This is a genomic window from Hyphomicrobium sp. NDB2Meth4, from assembly GCF_900117445.1.
Classification (GTDB): domain Bacteria; phylum Pseudomonadota; class Alphaproteobacteria; order Rhizobiales; family Hyphomicrobiaceae; genus Hyphomicrobium_A.
Map to the genome: position 1 here is coordinate 329,975 of NZ_FPEJ01000001.1, position 19,929 is coordinate 349,903.

A 19,929-nucleotide genomic window follows, 5' to 3' on the forward strand; every position below is an offset into this window, starting at 1 on the left:
ATTAGTTGTTCGCGCCGCGTCCCTCACCACGACCCTTGTCGCGCGGCTGCGTCTCGGCAGCAGTAACCAGCGCCTCTTCGGCACGCACCTTGTCGAGCCGCGAGGTCAGGCGACCGGCGAACTCTTTCACGCGCTCCATCACGACCGGACGCTGCCGGTCGAGCGTGACCATGTGATAGCAGTCCTCGAGCACGCAGACCTCGACCATCCCCGCCAGCCTGCGCTGCAGGATCATCGCGTTGGACAGGTCGCTCTGATCGTCATGGCGCGGGTGGAACACCAGCGCGTGCTGCTTGATCTTGCCCAGCAGCGGCTTGACGTTGGCGACCAGGCGCCGGAATTCGAACACGAGGCCACCGCCACGCGCGAACAGGTCCTCGATCGAGTCGGCGTCCGACTGCACGCTGTCGAGAATGAAGCTGCGCAGGCGATCGTCCTTGATGCCGTGCGGGCTGCCGGCGCGGAATCGGAACAGCCGCGCGCACCACTTGTGCCGCACCAGGCGGAACAGATCGAAGTACCACGGGATCGCCCAGCCATTCGGCCAGAAGGTCGGCGAGAACAGCATCAGGCCGTGAATCTTCTCAGGGCGCATTGCGGTAAGGCGAAGCGCCAGCATGCTGCCGGCCGAGATGCCACCGACGATGACGGCATCGCAATGCTGCATCAGTTCGTCGTGCGCCTTCTCCAGCGCTGCGTACCAGTCCTCCCAGCTCGACAACCCCGAAATGTCGGTGCCGCCGGCAAGACCGGGAAGCAACGGGCAATAAACCGTGTAACCGAGCTGCGCCAGCGTATGCGCAACGAACTTCAATTCGATCGGCGATCCCCCGAGGCTGTGCACCAGCAATACGCCATTGCGTCCGCCCGGCACGAAGATGCTACCCCAGGATGCCTTCATTTTCTCGCTGTTCTTCATCGTGTTAACTGAACTCGCTCGCAAACTAGACGAAGTCGGTTTGTCCCCAGCAGACTCCTGTCCGCGCGAGCTGTCAGTCCGCGCTTCTCAGAGCTTGTCGCTGAAACTCTCTCTTTTTCGTTTCCTCGGATGAACAGCGTTGCCAACCAGTTAGCAACTTGCCGCCCATCTAGGGGCATCGCTTCCGACGAGGTCTCGCACACGCACTGCACGAGATGAATTGGAGGTGTCTCCACTGACCGGAACGGACCGGAAGTTCGATTGGTCACCTTGCCGCACCTTTCCGGTGACACCGGACCGCTCCTGAGCTTCGACGTGGACCGTCTCGGCTGCGGAGAGCGGCAGCCTTCTGATCGCGAGGTGAGGCGAAAAAAAGGCCGGTCCCCCGCGCTTAATTCGCGCTCCGGGTGAGAGCTGGAAACCCACTCTGAACGGCCACTTAGGCTGCCGCAAAACCGTTGCGATGAACTGAAAAGCATTGAAAAAGAGCTGCTTTCGTCAGCGAAGGAAATCTGTCGCAAATCTACGCTCAACTCGCACGCAGCGAAATTGCTGCACTGCAAATAACCCTAAGGACGACAACCGTATGTTGTATAACCGCCACAGTGTTGAGTGCTGATACACGGCGCAGAAACTGCGAGTATCGGGGCTCGTCGAGGTCGGCTGACCACCGCCAGCGCGCCCCTCACGCCTCGGATTTGTGCAACATTGAAAGAAATTGTGATCGCTCTAAAGTAGCCGAGAGCACCCTTCTACCCGCGCTGAGCACCCTTTCAGGCGCCTTCGCGGTGGTCACATCGCGCCGCCGCAAGCGCCCCGTCATGCTGCAAGCGCAATCGACACTTTATAATACAGGTGATTAGATGGTTAAGGCGCGTACCCATCGGGGCGCAGCCCTCACCAAGGGACAATAACGCGTTGCTTGCCTACCTGCGCCGCCCGGTTTCCGGCCTCGTCATCCTCGCCCTTGCCGCGGTTCACACCGCCCCAGCCACCGCACAGCCGCTCTCTAAGGCTGACTATGAAGCCTGCCGGGCGCGCGATGAAACGAGCTTCCGCGCCGCCATCCAGACCATCTCGGTCCGCGCCCTCAAGGCCGGCACCGCCAACGTCGACTATCGCGCGGCGGTCAGCGATGAATGGCGGCGTATCGGCATGGACGACATCATCGATAAGCGGGTCGACCTCGCCGTCGAGGAAGTCCGCAAGGAGACCAGCTGGGCCAACCTGCTTCAGTCGCTCGCCAGCCAGCAGAAGTCCGAAGAACTCGCCACCGCGGTCGCCGAACGCGTCTATCGCTCCGATGCGATCAAAGCCGCCCTCGAGCAGCTAGCCGCTGGCGTCGGCCGCGAGATCGGCAAGCAAATGGAGCTAGCCAGCCAGGACGTCGCCGAGCCAGCCGTCGCCTGCCTGAAGGCTTTCGTCGGCGCCCGCTACGGCACCACCGTCGCCCGCGCGGTAGCCGGAGACGCTGGCAAAGGCGTCAGCCTCGATCCGGGCACCGGCGCCGCTGAAATGAGCCCCAGCGCGGTGCTGCGTGAATCGAGCTCCGGCATAGCCGGCGCCGCCGTCCTTCTTATGCGCCGGCAGCTAGCCAACATGGCCGCCCGCGTCGGCCAGCGCGTCGTCGGCAGCGTCCTCGCCCGTCTCGTCTCGGTAGTCGCCGGCGGCGTCGGCCTTGTGCTCATCGCCAAGGACATCTGGGACCTGCGCAACGGCGTACTGCCCATCATCGCCACCGAGATGAAGTCCAAAGAAAACAAGGACAAGGTTCAGGAAGAGCTGGCCAAGACTTTCGCCGAACAAATCTCCGGCCACATTGAAGAAATCGGCGCGGCGACCGCCGATCGCGTCATTGAGATCTGGCGAGACTTCCGCAGCGCCCACGCTCAAGCCCTGGACCTCGCGGCCCGCAACGCGAAATTCAAAGCCTTCGTCGATGCGTTACCGCCGTCGGCACTACCGCGCCTCGACGAGGTCACCGCCCTAACCCTTGCCGCCGAGGGGGAAGCCGGCCTGTTGCGACGCCTCGATGACGGAACACTCGCCACCGCCGTTAACACGCTTCCCGCCCCCGCCATGGACATCGCCCGCGAGACGCGATCGATCGACGCCGGCCTGAACTGGGCAGCGCTGGCCGGTAACAACCTCCCGCGGGTTGTCGAACTGAGCCTCTATCGACGCACGACGCCCGACCAGCTCAGCCGCGCCAGTCTTCAGCGCCTGCTGTCCCTCGACGATCAGCTCGCCATTGTTCGATTGGCATCTATCGATCGCGGTGCCCGCGACACGCTCTTCGAGCTCAACAATCCCGACCTGAAAAGACTGGCCCGGAGCCTGACCGAGGCCGAGCTGTCGAGCCTGTCGGGGTACCTTACCGGACTTCAGCAAGCCCCGCGCGAGCAGGTGCTGCGCGTAGTAGCCGCCAACCCCGCCGCCATCCACGCCCTTTCCTCCGAGCGCGTGCGGCACGCGATCGTCTCGAGCGCCGATCAATCCGCAGCAGTCGGCATGATGCTGAGCACCGCTGGCGGTTTCGACGCCGCTGCCATCGCCGAGAATGTCCGTTTGGTTGCAGATGGACGCGTCAGTCCCGTCTTGCTGTGGGAAAAGCACCCCGCCGTCATCGTCGCACTCCTATTGCTGGGGCTCATCCTTCTGCTCCTCCTGCGCCGACTTCTGTTTGCCCGCCCGCGCCGCACTGCAGCACAGTAGTCGTCCGCTCTTAGCCGCTTTCCATCCCCAGTCTTTTCGGCGCCGCAGTGTCAGGACGAGTTGTGCCTGCTATAAGCCGTCGGGGCTTCTGACTCGGCACGACCTATGGGCAGTGCGGCCCGGCACATGTGCGCAAGCGTATCTAGGGGGACTTCCTTATGGGACTTAAGGCGCCTGGCATTCTGACCTTCATGTTGTCCGTTATCCTGACGGTCACAGTACTGATTATTAAGTTTTTCGGAGCCGAGATTCCGCTGATCACCGGCAACGAGTTCTGGGCGTTGCTCGCAGCGCAGATCATTCTCGTCTTCGGCTGCATCATGCGCGGACTTTAGAGTCATTCTCGAAGCAGCCATTTGTGTGCGCTTCTGTCGCGCGGCACTCAGCGCTCTGGCCTGTCTCCCGCGATGGCCCGATCTTCCGCGCCATGAAATGGAAACTTGATCAATTTGATTCTTACGCTGATCGCGTGCGTCGTTCATCACGCGAAATCATCATCGCGGCGGTGCTGACCGTCGCCGCGTTTGCGTTTCTCATCGCAGCGATGGTTCGCGGCGGCGTGATCACCGACCCGAAGGTCGGCTCCATCGCCTCCGAGCAGACGATCATCAACTAGTCAGAAAATTTGCGAGCGCGTGGCCCAGACCACGCGCTTGCTCACGACGCTTCGACGCGCACCGCGCGCAATAGACCGCGCACCGAATTCCCCAGATAGATCGCATCAGCGTTATCCAGATCTGCAGGCGTCAGCACGGCTTCGCGCGCACGCCCTTCGGCCAGCAATTCGGCGCGCAACGTTCCCGGCAGCAATCCGGCTTCCAGTTGAGGCGTCAGCAGCACGCCATTGCGCTCGATGAACAGCGTCGTGAAGCTTCCCTCGGTCAGCTCGCCGCGCTCGTTGGTGTAGATCACCTCGTCGGTGCCAAGGCGCTCGGCATATTCCTGTCTCTCGCGATCATAGAGTTCGCGGCGCGTCGTCTTGTGGAACAGGAACAGATCAGCGCTATCAACCTGCGACGACGACAGCGCAAAGCGCATCACTGCACTGGCATCGGCCGGCGGCAGCTGCGTTGCCGTAACAGTTACCTTGCCGTCCTCGGCCAGCAGCAATCGTACCCGCTGGCGCCCGGACTTCCCTTCCACCGCTTGAGCCAGCGCATCCCGCACCAGCCCGTCGTCATACACGAATGCGAAATAGCGCGCCGACGTCGCCAGCCGCTCGATGTGTCGCTCAAGTAGCGCAAACCCGCCCTCTTGCGCATCATACAGCAGCGTCTCGATCAGATCGAAGCGCTTCACCGGATCGGTGAGGAACTTCATCTTCAACAGGCACTCTTCGTATTCCTTCGTGCCCTGGGAATCGAACACGACGCCCGAGCCGATGCCCATTTCGCCGTCGCCGTTACGGAACACGACGGCCGTGCGGATCGCCACGTTGAACAGCGACTGCCCCTTGGGCGAGATATACCCGATCGAGCCGCAATAGACGCCCCGCGCCTCCGTCTCCAGTTGCCGGATGAGCTCCTGCGCCCGGATTTTCGGCGCACCGATCACCGAACCCGGCGGAAAGATCGCCCGCATCAGCTCACCGATGCCGACGCCCTCGTGCAGCCTGGCGCGCACGCCCGACGTCAACTGGTGCAGCGTCTTGTACGTCTCGACCGTGAAGAGGTCCGTCACCTCGACGCTGCCGATATCCGAGATGCGCCCGATGTCGTTGCGCATCAGGTCGACGATCATCAGGTTCTCGGCGCGCTGCTTGACGTCCGCAGCCAGTTCGCGCCGCGCCTCCGCATCCGCCTCCTCGGTTCCCGCGCGCGGCGCCGTACCTTTCATTGGCCGCGTAAAAATCGTCCGACCGTTTTGCTCGATGAACAGCTCCGGCGAAGCCGACAGCACCGTCATCTCGCCGGTGTCGACGATGCCGCCGTAAGCTACGCGCTGCTTCTGGCGCAGATCGAGGAAGAACGTCAGCGGCGATCCCGCCAGCTTGAACCGCGACTTGAACGTCAGGTTGAGCTGGTAGATGTCGCCCGCGCGGATCTTGTCGATCACCTCGTTGAAGCGTTCGACGTACTCGGCCTCGCTCCACGATAGCGAAACATCGGTGAAGCGGAACGAGCCCGAGCGCGTGTGCGTCGCCAGCCAGTGCTCCACCTCGCTGCTCGTCATCTCGATCGGCGCTTTGTAAAGGCCGATCCATAGCAACGGCACGTTGCGCTTTTCCGGCATCAGCGGCGCCAGCTTCGGCTCCATCACATAGCCGAGCTCGAAGGCAAAGAAGCCCGCCGCATAAAGCCCCGAGGCGACGCCGTCCTCGATGCGCTTCATCGCCTGCGGCACGTCCTCAGGGTTCCACGCCGACACGATCTCCACCGGATCGGAGAACAGTAGCGACGGCGGTCCCGATCCCGAGTTGTTGTCCAGGAGCACGAATGTCTGTGAGAGCGCCGCGGCATCCTCCGCAGGATGCGCGCGGCCCGGGGGGGGCGGCTTTGGCGAGGTCATTCCCCCTTGTACCCTGCGAGCGAGTAGAACGTCACATGCCGCTCGGCGTTCTTGCCGGCTGGGAGTGTGCGCTCGGCAATCTTTTCAACAGTTGAGAACGATCCCGCCGCCGAACCAGCGCCGCCGTCAGCGCGCACCAGCAGCACCGGGGATGGCGTCGAGGCCGTAAACGGACGCGTCAGCTCGAAGTGATCATGCGGCGCACCCGGCCGCCACGCAAGAACCGGCGTTGGTTCATCGCGCATGTAATAGAGCAGCTCCGCCGTCAGTGCCCGGTCATCGCTCAGCACCGCAGCGAACGGTTTGCCGGCGGCCGCAGCCTTGGCAAGCTCTGCCCGCGTCGCCTCGGCAATGTTGCGCCAGCCCAGGGTGCGCGCGAAAGGATCGGATTTTACCGGCAGCTCCAGGCGCCCCGCAGTCGAGGTGCCGAACAAGAGTAGCGCGATGATCACCGCGTGCAGCGCAAACGAAGCCTTCAGCCACCCCCACGCGTCGTCCCGCACCATCGTCGCAACCACCAGCACGCTCGCAGCGACGTAGGCTGGCGCCGCCCAATTGGCATGCGCGCGCGAAAGGAACGCCTGCACGATGATCACGGCTATCAGCGGCGCGGAGAACGCAATCAGATAGCGATCCTGGTTAGGCAGGCGCTCGCGCCGGGCGCGCCACAGGATGACGAGGAACGTGGCGAACAAGATCGGCCCGAACACGCCGAATTGCGCACCGAAGAACTCCAGCGCCTTGTTCGGATGCAGCAACGAGCCGCCCCAATTGGCGTTGTCGGCGGTATGCGCGAACGTCGCGAACTTGTGCGAAGCGTTCCAGACGAGGTTCGGCACGATCATCGCCACGCCGATACCCAGGGCCAGATAGAGCCGCCAGTCGCGCAGGATATTCCGCCGCTCCGGTGTCACCGCCAGATAGACGCCCCCGCACATCAGGAACCACGCCATCGCATACTTGGCGTTGAGGCCCGCACCGAACGCAACGCCGAGCAGCAGCGCCGGCCAGACCTCCTCGCTCTCCAGCAATCCCCAGAACCCGACCAGCGCCAGCGCCCAGCACAGCAGCAGTGGCACGTCGGTTGAGATAAGCCCCGCCGACAGCGACACCCCCGGCAGCGTCGCAAACGCCAGCGCCGAAAGCGCGCCGATGCGGGCATCGTAAAGCCGCCGCCCGAGCCAGAACACGGCCAATGCCGTCGCCGTATGCAGAATTGGCGAGGGCACCCGCACGCATGCTTCGCCAATACCGCATACGGTTGTGGCGGCACCGATCACCCAGGCGATCAGCGGCGGCTTCGAGAAATATCCCAGCGCCGGCTCTTCGCTCCACGCCCAGTACTGGGCCTCGTCGAAGAACAGGTCCGTTCCGTTGAGGTAAAGGGCGACCAGCCTTAGTGCGAGCAGCACCATCAAGCCGGTCAGCAGAAGACCGAACCAGTTGGTATCGCGGCTGTGGTCGTGGCGCCCCGTGGCGGCTGGCATGAAGGGCTCTGACGGCTGCTGGAGGTACAAGTGGCAGACGGCAAGGCCGCCGCCCGGTCATTTACAGGTTTGCGGCCCAGGCGTGAAGACACCCTGCCCTAGCTCCGCCGCCATGTGGCAGAATGCTTGCCCCATGCGGTGGATCAAATACGTGTTCGCATTCTGCCTTGCGGGGCTGGGTCTTGCGTCCGCCATGCTCTACTACGACAGCTATTGGCGCTGGCGCGATTGCTTCAACGAAGAAGGCCGGTGCTTTGATCCGGTCTCTCAGAATGTCTACCTCGAGCAGGCCGGGCTGGCATGGGGTGTCCTCGCGGGCCTGTTTCTCGCGACCGCCCTGATTCTGTTGCTTTTCCGGCGACAGTGAGTGCGCTGAGCCGCAGAATTTACTAGCTTGGTAGACGGGACCGAAGACCGGTATCCTTCCGCGCGCCGAACGGCTAAGAGTGAGGTCGTCGCGGCGGGTCCTGGTGGGATAGGGGCACTTGATGCGCGTCACCGTTGTCATTCCAGCGCTCAATGAGGCGGGCAACATCGGCCGCCTCATCGAGGAGACGTATGCCGCTGTGCCGGCCCAGCGCCTCGCCGAGGTGATCGTGGTCGACGATGCCAGCGTCGACGCCACACCTACCGAAATCAAAGCTCTCATCGCCTCGGGCAAGCTGCCTGGCCTGCGTTATCTCCGCCATGAGCGGCGCAGCGGACAGAGCTGCGCCCTGCGGACCGGCGTTTTAGCTGCGACAAGCCCGATCATCGCCACCATGGACGGCGACGGCCAAAACGACCCCAAGGATATTCCGCGCCTGCTCGAAGCCCTCGCGCTTCCCGGCAACGATGGCCCCGCTCTCGTCAATGGCTGGCGCAAGGAGCGCAAGGACACCGGCTCCAAACGTTGGGCCTCGCGCGCCGCCAACAAAATTCGCGACGCCGTGCTGAAGGACAACTGCCCCGACACCGGCTGCGGCATCAAGGTCTACTGGCGCGAAGTGTTCCTGCGCCTGCCGTTCTTCACCAGCATGCACCGCTATATGCCGGCCCTGTTCCAGACCTACGGCTACGAGGTCGCCTACGTGCCGGTGAACGACCGCCCCCGCCAAGCCGGGGTGTCGAAATACAATAATCTCAACCGCGCCCTCGTCGGCCTTTACGATCTCGTCGGCGTCAGCTGGCTGCGTAAGCGCACCAAGGTGCCGCGCGTCTCCGAGCGCCATCCCGAGACGCAAATCATCTCCGACCTCGCCTCGCGGCTGAAGCCCGTCAACGATGACGGCTCGCGCGCCAGCGCCGGCGACAAAAACTGATCAGATCAGCGTATCCGTACTGGGGACAACACCATGGATCACCTCCACAGCCTTGTCGTGGCACTCGGCGATTGGTGGCAGACGACCGGGACGAGCGAGAAGGTCTGGCTCGGCATCGGCTTCCTCGCCCAGCTCATGTTCTCGATGCGCTTCATCGTGCAATGGATCGCCAGCGAGCGCGCGCGCCGCTCCATCGTGCCTGAGACCTTCTGGTATTTCAGCGTCGTCGGCGGGGCGATGCTGTTCGCCTACGCTATCTATCGCCTGGACCCGGTCTTCATGCTCGGCCAGGGCATGGGCCTCATCATCTACGCCCGCAACATCTACTTCATCCGCGCGCACAATAAGAACATCGCCAACGGCACTGCGACTTCGGCAACCGCGACGGCCAGCCAGGGATCAACCTGACCGAACCGGCCGGGCCTAACCCGCCCCATCCGCGTCATCGCCCTTCGTGCCGGCATAGGCTTCCAGCCAGCGCACAGCGACAAGAATGAGCGCGGCTAGCACCGTCGCCATCACGGCGAGGATGCCGTAGCCGACACCGCAGGCCACGCCAATCGCCCCGGCGAGCCACATCCCCGCGCCCGTCGTCAAACCTTTCACATCCCCCTGCGACCGAAAAATCGCACCCGCCGCCAGGAAGGCCACGCCCGCGGTCACGGCCTCGATGATGCGGATCGGATCGCTACTCGGCCCGCCCGCCTCCCGCAGGACATCCGCGTGGAGTTCCATCGTGATGACGGTGAACACGGCCGCAGCCAGCGCGGTCAGCATGTGCGTGCGCAGCCCTGCGGGCCGATCGAGCTGTTCGCGCTCGAATCCGATCACGCCTCCCAACGCCACCGCCAACAGCAAACGCCCTAAAATCACAATCTCTGAGAGGTCCGTCGTTTGAGGATCGAACATGCGTGCTCGCTTGAAAACCACTTCAAAAGCGCCCATTTCGAGTGTCGAGGCAGCCCACTGGCACGCACGAAACGCCGCGCCTGGGCATAAGGTTGCCGAGCCCCTCGACGTTGGGCTTCACAGGCGGATTTTTTGTGCTATAAGCCGCCCCTCGAAGCCGCTCAGCAACGAGCGGCTTTTCTCTTCGCCCCTCTGCCGGGAGCGGCGAAGTGCTTCCCAGCAACGATCACTCGTTGAATGTGGGAAGCTTCGTTAGGTGACGCGGGATGGAGCAGCCCGGTAGCTCGTCAGGCTCATAACCTGAAGGTCGTAGGTTCAAATCCTACTCCCGCAACCAACGAACCCTCTGCCAGCAGCACTCTCCAAAAGCGCGCCAGCTGTCCATCGCCAACGATCCAGGGCCGTGGGACATCGAAGGTTTTCGAGGGGCGCCGGAGCACGGACCACTGAGGCGGCGTCGCCTCCAGTGGATCCCAAAAAGCAAACCTATTGCGGTTGCAGCCTTGGTATCTCCGACTGGCGGATGTAGCGAGCGAATGCATCACGACAATATGCGGCGTCGTTTGAGCGGCTTTCGTTTGGCACTTTCCTCGGTCGACTACGCCTCTCGGCAGGCTGTCCCGGAAGTTCGACGATCCGCTGCAGAACGTCCTCAACGCAGCCACTCACCCCCGCGCGCAGTCTCATGTACCGCTCGAAAATCTCCGGGACGTAGTTCTGCCTACTGGTGCGCATGGGCCAAAGAGCAGCCACTGGAATCACTTCGGCAGCGGGCGCAGCCTTGATCGAAACGAGTTCTGATGGTCGCAGTACGATATCGTCGACGACAACCGTCCCGGCGTCAGAACCTAAGACGTGAAATAACTGAGATTTTTCGCCCTCGCCGCGGACAATGAATACGTTCCACAGCCGCGGACGTTTCGAGTCGATCTGGCCAGTCTTCGGGTCAGGACATGTCGGGTCTAAGAATGCGACGACGTCTGCCCCTGCCCTCGCCACCAGCTCGCCGCCCACAGAAGTTGGAAAATTCGCAAAATAGACGGGATTGCCCTTGTCCAGCCCCAGCATTCTCCTCGTCGTACATGTGGTGCGCACGACGGGTGCGTAGCGAACACCGGCAATCTCCATCGGATAACGGATGTCCACCACGTGCGCGGTGGTATGAAGCCTGTCTATTACATTCCGTGCATAGATCGGCGCTGTTCTGGTAAAAAGAACTACCGCTAGAAGTTCGTTAGCAAGCGCTTCGCTGATGTAGTGGATGGGCAATATCAGCGGCAGCGCGAATACTGTCGAGAGGTTCCCTGCCAGCAGCATCACCCCAGCGGCAACACGCAGCCACCTAACCCACCGGCGCCCGAACGGTCGGAAAATTGGGAGGAAACACCAAACCAGAAAAGCAACGTAGGCGCCGACGGCGAGAAGAAACAGCACGAAAACCATTATCAATCCAATCCTGCATCTGCCACGACCCGTCGGCTAGTTCAGCTTAGTTGCGTCGCTTGTGCGAAGGTTAGTGGCGCCCTCAGTTCAGCTACTCCTGCGGGCGCGGGTCAACTCCCGCAACCAACGAAACCCTCTGCGAACAGCACTCTCGAAAAGCTGCAAGCTGACCGCCGCATGGTTGGTCGCACTGCTGTTCCGCGCCTTCAGCGTACCCCGCACAGCCGCAGCTTATCGGCGATCCGCGACCCAGTGACACGGCCTCGCCGCCCACCGCGCCGATGCGCCACAACAAACCCAATAAATGCTGGCTCCACGCGCCAATTTCGCATGCCTGACGCGTAACCATTCGTTCACTGCACAGATCAGTTCGCCGGTTACCACGCGCCTGGCCCAGTATCTTCAGGAGGAGCGGCCACCATCAACGCGCAGTCGAAAACACAGCGCGGACCAAGAAGAAAAAACAAAGATGAAAGACAAAAACGATCGTATCTGGTGCCATCTCCTGATGTGCAACTGCGAAAACGCCGGGGAAAATCTGCGGCAGCTCATCGACAGCGAGATCGCCCGCTATACGCGGCTCAGCTACGCAAATCCTAAAGCTGTCGTCCCTTGGTTCCCCAAGGCGCTCGAGGACCGCTTCAACGCCGACACGGGCAGCGCACGTGCGCGCGATCTGCGCTTCACCACGATCCTCGGCACCATCTTCTTCTTTCTCACGACTGTCACCGATTTCGCCTTCGTGCCTGACATCGGCTGGCAGGGCTTCTGGCTGCGCGTAATGGCATCGCCGCTGCTCATCGTGACGCTGACGGTTGGCCCGAGCATGAAACCGACAGGGCGAGAGCTGCTCGCCGCAGCAACGTCGTTCGCAGCGGTTGTCGTATCAGCGATCATCCCGTGCCTCTCATCCAGTCCCTGGGCGCTCCTGTCGATCATCACGCCGATGTTCGTGATCGTCTACAGCAACACCACACTTGGACTGCGCTTCAGCGAGGCGTGTGGCCTCACGCTGTTGAGCTGCACCTTCGTAACGGCCGCTGCGGTATTCAAGCTTGGGGCAGGCGATTCCGTTGCCTGGTCCATCGGCGTCCTCACCTGGATCGCCGGTGCTTTCAGCATCGTGGCCAATTGCTGGATCGAACGCAGCGCGCGCCTCGGCTATCTATTGAATACGCGCGAGACGATGCGCCTCTCCGTCATCGCCGCAGACCGCGAGAAGCTCAAGACATTGTCCGACACTGACGCGCTGACCGGGTTGACGAACCGCGGCTCGTTCAACACGCGGTGCCTCGATTTGTTTCTCGATCCCTCAAACAGCGGAGTCTCGGCAGCCCTGATGATGGTGGATGTCGATCACTTCAAGCAGTTCAACGACTTCTACGGCCACGTCGCTGGAGACACCTGCTTGCGCACTGTCGCGCAGCAGATCTCATCAGCCATCCGCGGCAGGAACGACATCGTCGCGCGTTACGGCGGCGAGGAGTTCATCGTCTTCTTGCTCGGCGTCACGCCGGCCCAAGCCGAGGTGCTGGCAGAGCGAATTTGCGCCTCGGTTCGCAGCCTCGACATCCCCCATCTCAACCGCGACGATGGAACCGAGATCGTCACCATAAGTGTTGGCGTCGCCACTGCGACTATCGAATCCGGAGCGTCCCTCATCGGGCTGATCGAAGCGGCCGATCGCGCCCTTTACGATGCCAAGCGCAACGGTCGCGACCGCTGTGAGGCAGCGCTGCCCCAGGCCGCCTGACTCACGGCTGCCGGCCGGAGTGAAACAGACCACCAAAGCCCTCTACCCAAACGACGACCGCGAATACCGAAAGCCCTAGCACCAGGAAGCCCAGCGCCAGCGGCAGCACAGTCCCATTGAACAGGTGCCCGATGACACCGCCTGCCACCGCGGCGATGCCCGTCGACACGAATCCAACCACCGACGAAGCCATACCCGCATTGTCGCCCTGCGGCTCCATCGCCAGCGCATTGAAGTTCGGCGCAACGAAGCCGAACAGCAGAAACATCGGCATCATCAAAGCAATGAACAGCCAGAAGCTCGTCGCACCCGCCATCACCGCCGCGACAAGCACCGCTGCGATGACGATGAAAGCTGCAAGCGCAGTGTGCGACAGCCGCCGCATACCCAGCCGCTCCACCAGCATGGCGTTCGTGACCGAAGCCACCGCGATCATCACCGCCGTGGCCCCGAACGCGATCGGAAACAGCTCGCCCAGATTGAACACGTCGACGAACACCTGTTGCGCGCTGCTCACGTAGCTGAGCACGCATCCGAACATCAATCCGCCCGCAATCGCATAGCCGATGGTTTGCGGCGTCTCGAGCGCCGAGCGCGCCGCCGCGCCCAGTGACAGCGGCGCGGTGTTCTCCGAGCGCACCGTCTCCGGCAAACGAAAATAAGACCAGATCGCAATTGCAACGCCGGCGACGAACAGGAAGTCGAACACCAGTCGCCACGTGCCCATCTGCATCAGCCCCTGCCCGATCGACGGAGCCAGCACTGGAATGATGATGAACACGGCCATCGCAAACGACATCACTCGCGCCATGTCGCGTCCGACATACCGGTCTCGCACCAGCGCAATGGCGATCACGCGTGGCGCGGCAGCCCCGAGCCCCTGCACCGTGCGCGCGATGAGCATCGTCGAAAACACCGACGTGAAAGCCGCAACGAGGGACCCGGCAATGAAGATAGCCATGCCCGCCATCAGCACCGGTTTGCGGCCATAGCGGTCTGACAACCGTCCGTACGCGAGCTGTCCAATCGAGAAGCCGAGCATGTAGCTGATGATGACGATCTGCCGATCGTTGGCATTGGTCAGCCCCAGCGCCTCACCGATCTCGGGCAACGCTGGCAGCATGACATCGACGGAGAGCGCCGTGAGCGCCATCATCGTCGCCGTGAGCAGAATGAACTCCCCGCGCGACATCCCCCCATCGGGGGACACAGCACTGGCGTTGGTCGCAAAATGCCGGTCACGCTGAGGTGCGTTCATCTTCACACTCTTCTGGTTTGACGGCTGATCGGGGTCAGCCCTGAGAGATGTCGGGCGCACTAGGCGCTCACTCCGACGAAATCGTGACACCACAGCCATTTGGCAATGGCCCGACGCGCGGCCAAGTGCCCAAATCCCCGCCGATGCACGCACAATGCGAGCAACCGGGAAGCAACACGTCGGCAGATATGCTTTCGTGGGGGCCAAATCGGACGCGCACGTACTTTACCCCTGCGCTATAGATTTTACATTGCAATTACAGATAGATTCGGAGCCCATTGGCCGTGCGAAACACCATTTCCGGAGCCATCTCCATTCTGCCATCCCCCCGCTTAGTTCGGTCGGCACTCACCGTCGCCACCGCGCTCTCGGCGGTCCTCTTCACTGACGCCCTGTTGAGCGCGCCCCCCGCGGCTGCGCAGCAAGGCTTCGGAAATTTCTTCAGCTATCAGGCTCCAAAGCCGCGCCGCACCGCAAAAAGGAAGCGCCAGGTTGATCCGGCCGCCACGCAGGCAGCCGAACCGGGCAAGGCCGGCGAAGCGAAGAAGGCAGAAAAGAGCGGCCCAACGCAGCCCGTTTCCATCATCGTCTCTCTTGGCGACCAGCACGCGTCGATCTACGACGCCAATGGCTTCGTAACGCGCACGCGCGTTTCCACCGGCCAAGCCGGCCATCGCACCCCGACCGGCGTCTTCAGCATCATCGGCAAATCGCGCTGGCACCGCTCCAACATCTATTCCGGCGCACCGATGCCCTATATGCAGCGCATCACCTGGTCGGGCGTTGCTCTGCACGCCGGCGTCGTACCGGGCTATCCTGCTTCTCACGGCTGCATTCGCCTTCCGGCCGGTTTCGCACCGCAGCTCTTCGGCATGACCCGCATGGGCGCGCGTGTCGTCGTCAGCCCCTCGGATGTGCAGCCTGTCGAATTCTCGCACCCGCTGCTGCCGACGCCAAAGATGCAGGAAGTGCGGGTGCCTCAGGAGACAGCAACCCAAACCGCGCAGCAGCCTTCTGTTGAACTCGCAAGCGCAGAGGCAAGCCCGGACAAGACGGCCGCTCCGGAGACTAAGCTGCTCAATCCCATCGCCTACGCCAGCGTACTGAAGAAGCGCGCTCTTGCGGAAAAGGCAGCGGCCAGCGCGGCGGAGAAAGCCGCCCTTCAGTCCGCGCAATCGGCCGGCGCCGAAGCACGCCAGGCCGCGACCGATCTGGACAAGGCCGAAGCTAATCTCAAGGCGGCTGAAGCAAAGGCTGCTCAGCCGGCCGCCACCCCTTCCGCAAAAGTGCAGCCTGCCTCGCAAGCCCCGACAGACACCGGCGCAACTCCATCGCCGGAGGAAGTCGCAGCACAGGCTGAAGTTGCACAGGCCAAAGCCGCTCTCGAACAGGCGCGCACAGCCAAGGCCGAAAAGTCGGCAGCAGCCTTCGCTGCCGTGGAAGCCTACAAGTCGGCAGCCGCACGCGCCGAGGAAGTCGGCGACCTCATCGACGAGGCTGAGCGCCGCAGCGAGCAGGTCTCGGTTCTCATCAGCCGGAAGGAAGGGCGCATTTTCATCCGCCAGGCATGGAAGCCGGTTTGGGAAGCGCCCATCACCATTCGCGATCCCGAGCGCCCCATTGGAACGCACATCTACTCAGCCGTCGAGCCATCCGCCGACGGCGCCAAAATGCGCTGGACGGTGATAACGATGCCAACGGCCAAGGCTTCCACGGCATCTTCACGTGACCGCAAGAAGTCGAAGTCGGCCGAAGCATCGCCAGTTGCCGTTGAGCCGCCCGAGACCCCCGCCGGCGCCCTCGATCGCATCGAGCTTCCCGACGACGCGCGCCAGCGCATTTCCGAACTCCTCTGGACCGGCGGATCGCTCGTCGTCACCGACGAGCCGCGCAGCCCCGAGATGAGCGAGAACGCCACCGACTTCATCGTCCTTACACGCTGAACAGCCGGGGATTTGACGGGAGGTTTTTATAGTTTCTCAACGCTGTTATTTGCACGCTGAGAGAATAACCGTGCGTTAGCCGTTGCCCGCCTACTCTTCGCCGCCATTTTAATTGCGCCGAGGGCCGGATGTGCCGCCATTTAGCAAACTGAGCCGCTCGGGGTTCGCCAGCCAAAGTTCGCTCTTCAGTGAGCATCCCGGCGAGCCCCAGTACCCTGACTCCAGCATGCCCATGCTGGAAGCGCTCGTTTGCGAGGTGCATTCGGCTGCCCTCCTCACTGCAGCCGTCGCCAGTGCCATCAATGCTTTCAAGCGCGACTCCATGGTCCGCGGCGAGGGCATGATTAGGCCCTACGTGCCCGGCGAGCCGGCCATCATATCGGTCCTGCGCAACGGCATGCTCGAGACCGATCTCGACGAGGACACTGTCCGCCTCGTCACTCAGCTCTTCGACGACCTGACGCCGGCGCGAATCGCGCTCGACGAATACTTCTCCGATGCCAGCCAGATTGGCGAGGACCGGTCTGCAGCGCTCCATCTGCTGACGCTGTCGACCGTGTGGCGCCGCGCCTGCCAGGACGCCCTGCTCGCCGTCCGCCAGCTGCACGCCGATCTTCGCCAGCTCCCTACGCAGTACACGAGCAATTCCAAGCTGCTCAACAACGTGCTGCAGGACGCCATCATGGGGGGATCCCCCTGCCTTGACGCCGCCGGTAACATCACGCTTCCCGATCTGCCTCAGCGTCGCCAGTCGGCGCGCCGCACGGTCTGCCAGCCTTGCCAGCTCACCTATAACCGGGTGACGCACAAGGCCTTCGTCCGCGACGTCTCCCCTGGAGGCTTCGGCCTCGAGCGCGTCCCCCATCTTGTTCCCAAAACGGTTGTTCAGATCGAGCTTCCGAGCGGGCGGCGCTTCACTGGAGTGGTCGCCTGGTGCAGCGGCTCGTCGGCCGGCGTGCGTTTCACCCGCCCGCTACTTCCAAACGACCCGCTCCTGACCGGCTGACCGCAGCCGCGCCCCCCCGACCAGTTCCCTAAAGGCAGCGGAATTGCCGCAGCTTCCGCGCTATGGCACCCTCGCGGGCATCGGCGCCCGCACACAGAAGGCGCCTGGAGGAAATCGTGCAGGCGAGTGCCAAATCCACCTCGGGGAGCTGCGGGATACGCGTTGCTTCAAGCGCCCTCTCGTCCCCCGCCGCGGCAGTGCGGGAAGCGAAAGCAGCGCTCGGCAGCGGCGACTTCCAGCACATCATCGCCTTCTTCGGCATCGACTATGACGCCGCCCTTCTGGCGCGCACGCTCGCCGAGGCATTTCCCGGCATCCCCACTTCCGGCTGCACGACCGCAGGCGAGATCGGCCCAGGCGGCATGATGCAGGGCGGTCTGCTTCTCATTGCCTTTCCGCGGCACGGCTTCAAAGTTCACACCGAGCTGATCACCGACATCGACCAGTTTGGCGTCGAGCGCGCCACTCACGCCGCGCGCCGCCTGAAGGCAAAGATCTGCCCGCCCGACACGCGCCTCGACCGCAAGAACGTATTCGCGCTGCTCCTCGTCGATGGGCTGTCGAACGCCGAGGAAAACATCGTCGCCGCCATCCATTGGGAAATCGAGGACGTCGACCTGGTCGGCGGCTCCGCCGGGGATGGCATCTGCTTCGATCACACCACCATGATTCACAATGGCCACGTCGCACGGCGCGCGGCCATTCTCATGATGATCGAGAGTGATTATCCGTTTCGCGTCTTCAAGACGCAGAACTTCGAGCCGACCGGCATCAAGCTCGTGGTTACCGCTGCAGACACAGAGAACCGCATCGTCCACGAACTCAACGCCGAGCCCGCCGCGCGCGAATATGCCGCTGCAATCGGTCTGCGACCTGATGAGCTTGGCCCCTTCAGCTTCGCATCCTACCCGCTCGTAGTTAAGGTCGGCGGCGATTATTACTGCCGCTCGATCCGCAACATGAACCCAGATGGCAGCCTGTCGTTCTTCTGCGCCATCGACGAAGGTCTTGTTTTCACGGTCGCCCGTCCGCGCGATATTTTGAATGCCACCGAGACGACGTTGAGCGATGTCGACGCTGCGCTCGGCGGCATCGACATCGTCGTCGGCTTCGACTGCGTCCTGCGTCGCCTCGACGCGGAGTCGCGGCAGATCCGCCACCAGATGGACGAGCTCTACAAGAAGTATGCGGTCGCTGGCTTTCACACCTACGGCGAGCAATACAATGCCATGCACCTCAACCAGACGCTCACCGGCATCGCCTTCGGACGGCGCGTAGAGGGATAAAGGCTTGGACCGTCTCTTCGACCATCACGCGCCCCCCAAAACGCCCACGGATCTGCAGCGGCGCATCGAGAAGCTCGAAAAGATCAACGCCGCGCTCGTGCAGCGCGTCGAGCGCTCTATGGACCAGCAGGCCAACGCCTATTCGTTGTTTCAGACCGCCATCACACTGGAAGGTCAGGTGCGCCTGCGCACTGAAGAACTCACCAACGCGCTTGCACGTCTTGAGCGCACAAACGACGAGCTGCTCGCAGCGCGCGACGCATCCGAACGCGCCAATCGCTTCAAGACACGCTTCTTCACCGCCGTCGGCCACGATCTTCTGCAACCGCTACACGCCGCGCGCCTGTCGGCCAGCGCGCTGGCGGAAGCCGGTCAGGACGGGCGCCACCGCGTCGTCGCCGAGCGCATCGAGCACGCCCTCACCACCATCGAGGAGCTGCTGAAGTCGATCCTCGACATCTCCAAGCTCGAAGCCGGCGTCATCACCCCGACGCTGCGTCCCGTTGCGCTCGATGATCTCTTTGCCTCCCTGGCCCTCGATATCGAACCGCAGGCAAAGGCAAAGAACTTATCGTTGCGCTGGCGCCGCAGCGGCCTCGGCGTCGTTTCCGACCCGCTGATGCTGCGCCGTATTCTGCAAAATCTGCTCGCCAACGCGGTGCAATACACGGAGAAAGGCGGCGTGCTTTTGCTCGCGCGCCGCCGCGGCGACACCGTGCGCATCGAGATTTGGGACACCGGCGCCGGCATCGGCGAAGCCGACCGCGACAAGATCTTCGAGGAGTTCCAGCGCGGCGCGGCCGCAGATCGCCCGGCGATTGGCGGATTCGGCCTCGGCCTGTCGATCGTCCAGCGCATGGCCGAAGCCCTTGGCCACCCGCTCGACCTCTGCTCCCGGCCGGGCCATGGCACCAGGTTTTCTGTTTCCGCTCCGCGCTCGCCGACGTTCGTTGCCAGCGGACCGAAGGCCCCCGCCGCTTTCGTGTCGAGCGCCCTCGGCCTCGCCGGCACCAAGGTCGCCGTCATCGACAACGACGCCGCCGTGCTCGAAGCAATGCAGACGCTGCTCGAACGCTGGAGTTGCGATGTGCTTCCTGCGCGCGGGCTTGCAGGCATTCTTGGCGCCGCCGCCTCCAGCGGCCCCGATATCATTCTTGCCGATTACCACCTCGACGACGGCGCCAGCGGCCTCGACGTCGTGCGCGCCCTGCGCAGCCGGGCTGGCAGCGCCATCCCCGCGATTGTCATCACTGCCGACCGCACGGCGCCCGTCGCCGATGCCGCACGCGCCCTCGGATGCGAGCTGTTGTTGAAACCGGTGAAGCCCGCCGAGCTGCGCGCACTCATACTACACATGCTCGCGCGATCATCGCGCGCGCCCGCTGGATAGCCGGGTGAAAT

Annotated in this window: 17 protein-coding genes and 1 tRNA gene; 12 read left to right on the forward strand and 6 right to left on the reverse strand. The window is 63.1% G+C overall.

The features are described from left to right. Window position 1: 1 nt before the first annotated feature. Window positions 2–919 carry an alpha/beta hydrolase gene (locus NDB2M4_RS01580; protein ID WP_083555620.1) on the reverse strand — a complete coding sequence of 306 codons (918 nt, stop codon included), beginning with the start codon at window positions 917–919 and terminating at the stop codon, window positions 2–4. Window positions 920–1,837: 918 nt separating this feature from the next. On the opposite strand from NDB2M4_RS01580, the gene NDB2M4_RS01585 reads away from it, so the two are divergent. From NDB2M4_RS01585 to NDB2M4_RS01590, 3 genes are all read left to right on the forward strand, one after another. Continuing rightward, window positions 1,838–3,634, forward strand: coding sequence for a hypothetical protein (locus NDB2M4_RS01585; protein ID WP_072369222.1), 1,797 nt, complete (start codon window positions 1,838–1,840; stop codon window positions 3,632–3,634). A 158-nt stretch (window positions 3,635–3,792) separates the two neighbouring features. After that, complete coding sequence (locus NDB2M4_RS20135) at window positions 3,793–3,969, forward strand: hypothetical protein (RefSeq protein ID WP_171987999.1); 177 nt, start codon at window positions 3,793–3,795, stop codon at window positions 3,967–3,969. A gap of 92 nt (window positions 3,970–4,061) precedes the next feature. Beyond that, complete coding sequence (locus tag NDB2M4_RS01590; RefSeq protein WP_139247048.1) at window positions 4,062–4,250, forward strand: hypothetical protein; 189 nt, start codon at window positions 4,062–4,064, stop codon at window positions 4,248–4,250. 41 nt (window positions 4,251–4,291) lie between these two features. Here the strand turns inward: NDB2M4_RS01590 and pabB are convergent, their stop codons facing one another. Both pabB and NDB2M4_RS01600 read right to left on the reverse strand, forming a co-directional pair. Then, window positions 4,292–6,142 (reverse strand): aminodeoxychorismate synthase component I, encoded by a 1,851-nt coding sequence (gene pabB, locus NDB2M4_RS01595; RefSeq protein ID WP_072369226.1) that lies wholly within the window; start codon window positions 6,140–6,142, stop codon window positions 4,292–4,294. Further along, window positions 6,139–7,629: an ArnT family glycosyltransferase gene (locus tag NDB2M4_RS01600; protein WP_139247049.1), complete on the reverse strand. Its 1,491-nt coding sequence runs from the start codon at window positions 7,627–7,629 to the stop codon at window positions 6,139–6,141. Before NDB2M4_RS01600 ends, pabB begins: the two co-directional genes overlap by 4 nt. Window positions 7,630–7,762: 133 nt before the next feature. Here NDB2M4_RS01600 and NDB2M4_RS01605 point away from each other — a divergent pair, with 133 nt between their 5' ends. The 3 genes from NDB2M4_RS01605 to NDB2M4_RS01615 all read left to right on the forward strand — a co-directional run bounded on the left by NDB2M4_RS01605 (window position 7,763) and on the right by NDB2M4_RS01615 (window position 9,338). Further along, window positions 7,763–7,996 (forward strand): hypothetical protein, encoded by a 234-nt coding sequence (locus NDB2M4_RS01605; protein ID WP_072369229.1) that lies wholly within the window; start codon window positions 7,763–7,765, stop codon window positions 7,994–7,996. Between the two features lie 121 nt (window positions 7,997–8,117). Further along, window positions 8,118–8,930, forward strand: a complete 813-nt coding sequence (locus tag NDB2M4_RS01610; protein ID WP_072369231.1) for a glycosyltransferase family 2 protein — start codon at window positions 8,118–8,120, stop codon at window positions 8,928–8,930. 33 nt (window positions 8,931–8,963) lie between these two features. Further along, window positions 8,964–9,338 (forward strand): lipid-A-disaccharide synthase N-terminal domain-containing protein, encoded by a 375-nt coding sequence (locus NDB2M4_RS01615; protein ID WP_072369233.1) that lies wholly within the window; start codon window positions 8,964–8,966, stop codon window positions 9,336–9,338. Between the two features lie 15 nt (window positions 9,339–9,353). On the opposite strand, the gene NDB2M4_RS01620 is transcribed toward NDB2M4_RS01615, so the two are convergent. Further along, complete coding sequence (locus NDB2M4_RS01620) at window positions 9,354–9,875, reverse strand: MgtC/SapB family protein (protein WP_348533027.1); 522 nt, start codon at window positions 9,873–9,875, stop codon at window positions 9,354–9,356. 224 nt (window positions 9,876–10,099) lie between these two features. Between NDB2M4_RS01620 and NDB2M4_RS01625 the strand changes: the two genes are divergently transcribed. Further along, window positions 10,100–10,176: transfer RNA gene (locus NDB2M4_RS01625), tRNA-Met, on the forward strand. A gap of 149 nt (window positions 10,177–10,325) precedes the next feature. On the opposite strand, the gene NDB2M4_RS01630 is transcribed toward NDB2M4_RS01625, so the two are convergent. Beyond that, on the reverse strand, window positions 10,326–11,282 hold the full coding sequence (locus tag NDB2M4_RS01630; protein WP_072369235.1) for a hypothetical protein: 957 nt from the start codon (window positions 11,280–11,282) through the stop codon (window positions 10,326–10,328). Window positions 11,283–11,751: 469 nt separating this feature from the next. Between NDB2M4_RS01630 and NDB2M4_RS01635 the strand changes: the two genes are divergently transcribed. Then, window positions 11,752–13,035 carry a GGDEF domain-containing protein gene (locus NDB2M4_RS01635; RefSeq protein WP_171988000.1) on the forward strand — a complete coding sequence of 428 codons (1,284 nt, stop codon included), beginning with the start codon at window positions 11,752–11,754 and terminating at the stop codon, window positions 13,033–13,035. 1 nt (window position 13,036) lies between these two features. On the opposite strand, the gene NDB2M4_RS01640 is transcribed toward NDB2M4_RS01635, so the two are convergent. Further along, window positions 13,037–14,293 carry a multidrug effflux MFS transporter gene (locus NDB2M4_RS01640; RefSeq protein WP_072371634.1) on the reverse strand — a complete coding sequence of 419 codons (1,257 nt, stop codon included), beginning with the start codon at window positions 14,291–14,293 and terminating at the stop codon, window positions 13,037–13,039. 284 nt (window positions 14,294–14,577) lie between these two features. On the opposite strand from NDB2M4_RS01640, the gene NDB2M4_RS01645 reads away from it, so the two are divergent. The 4 genes from NDB2M4_RS01645 to NDB2M4_RS01660 all read left to right on the forward strand — a co-directional run bounded on the left by NDB2M4_RS01645 (window position 14,578) and on the right by NDB2M4_RS01660 (window position 19,918). Then, a complete protein-coding gene (locus NDB2M4_RS01645; RefSeq protein WP_244536022.1) occupies window positions 14,578–16,236 on the forward strand; it encodes a L,D-transpeptidase in 1,659 nt (552 codons plus the stop codon). 226 nt (window positions 16,237–16,462) lie between these two features. Next, window positions 16,463–17,242, forward strand: a complete 780-nt coding sequence (locus NDB2M4_RS01650; RefSeq protein ID WP_139247050.1) for a PilZ domain-containing protein — start codon at window positions 16,463–16,465, stop codon at window positions 17,240–17,242. A gap of 116 nt (window positions 17,243–17,358) precedes the next feature. Beyond that, window positions 17,359–18,528: an FIST N-terminal domain-containing protein gene (locus NDB2M4_RS01655; protein ID WP_244536023.1), complete on the forward strand. Its 1,170-nt coding sequence runs from the start codon at window positions 17,359–17,361 to the stop codon at window positions 18,526–18,528. A 4-nt stretch (window positions 18,529–18,532) separates the two neighbouring features. Beyond that, window positions 18,533–19,918: an ATP-binding response regulator gene (locus NDB2M4_RS01660; RefSeq protein ID WP_072369240.1), complete on the forward strand. Its 1,386-nt coding sequence runs from the start codon at window positions 18,533–18,535 to the stop codon at window positions 19,916–19,918. Window positions 19,919–19,929 lie beyond the last annotated feature (11 nt).

Coding starts and splice junctions, on each gene's coding strand:
- NDB2M4_RS01605 (WP_072369229.1), top strand. CDS start 7,763: ATGCGGTGGATCAAATACGTGTTCGCATTCTGCCTTGCGGGGCTGGGT.
- NDB2M4_RS01640 (WP_072371634.1), bottom strand. CDS start 14,293: ATGAACGCACCTCAGCGTGACCGGCATTTTGCGACCAACGCCAGTGCT.
- NDB2M4_RS01650 (WP_139247050.1), top strand. CDS start 16,463: ATGCCCATGCTGGAAGCGCTCGTTTGCGAGGTGCATTCGGCTGCCCTC.
- NDB2M4_RS01590 (WP_139247048.1), top strand. CDS start 4,062: ATGAAATGGAAACTTGATCAATTTGATTCTTACGCTGATCGCGTGCGT.
- NDB2M4_RS20135 (WP_171987999.1), top strand. CDS start 3,793: ATGGGACTTAAGGCGCCTGGCATTCTGACCTTCATGTTGTCCGTTATC.
- NDB2M4_RS01635 (WP_171988000.1), top strand. CDS start 11,752: ATGAAAGACAAAAACGATCGTATCTGGTGCCATCTCCTGATGTGCAAC.
- NDB2M4_RS01580 (WP_083555620.1), bottom strand. CDS start 919: ATGAAGAACAGCGAGAAAATGAAGGCATCCTGGGGTAGCATCTTCGTG.
- pabB (WP_072369226.1), bottom strand. CDS start 6,142: ATGACCTCGCCAAAGCCGCCCCCCCCGGGCCGCGCGCATCCTGCGGAG.
- NDB2M4_RS01610 (WP_072369231.1), top strand. CDS start 8,118: ATGCGCGTCACCGTTGTCATTCCAGCGCTCAATGAGGCGGGCAACATC.
- NDB2M4_RS01620 (WP_348533027.1), bottom strand. CDS start 9,875: ATGGGCGCTTTTGAAGTGGTTTTCAAGCGAGCACGCATGTTCGATCCT.
- NDB2M4_RS01600 (WP_139247049.1), bottom strand. CDS start 7,629: ATGCCAGCCGCCACGGGGCGCCACGACCACAGCCGCGATACCAACTGG.
- NDB2M4_RS01630 (WP_072369235.1), bottom strand. CDS start 11,282: ATGGTTTTCGTGCTGTTTCTTCTCGCCGTCGGCGCCTACGTTGCTTTT.
- NDB2M4_RS01615 (WP_072369233.1), top strand. CDS start 8,964: ATGGATCACCTCCACAGCCTTGTCGTGGCACTCGGCGATTGGTGGCAG.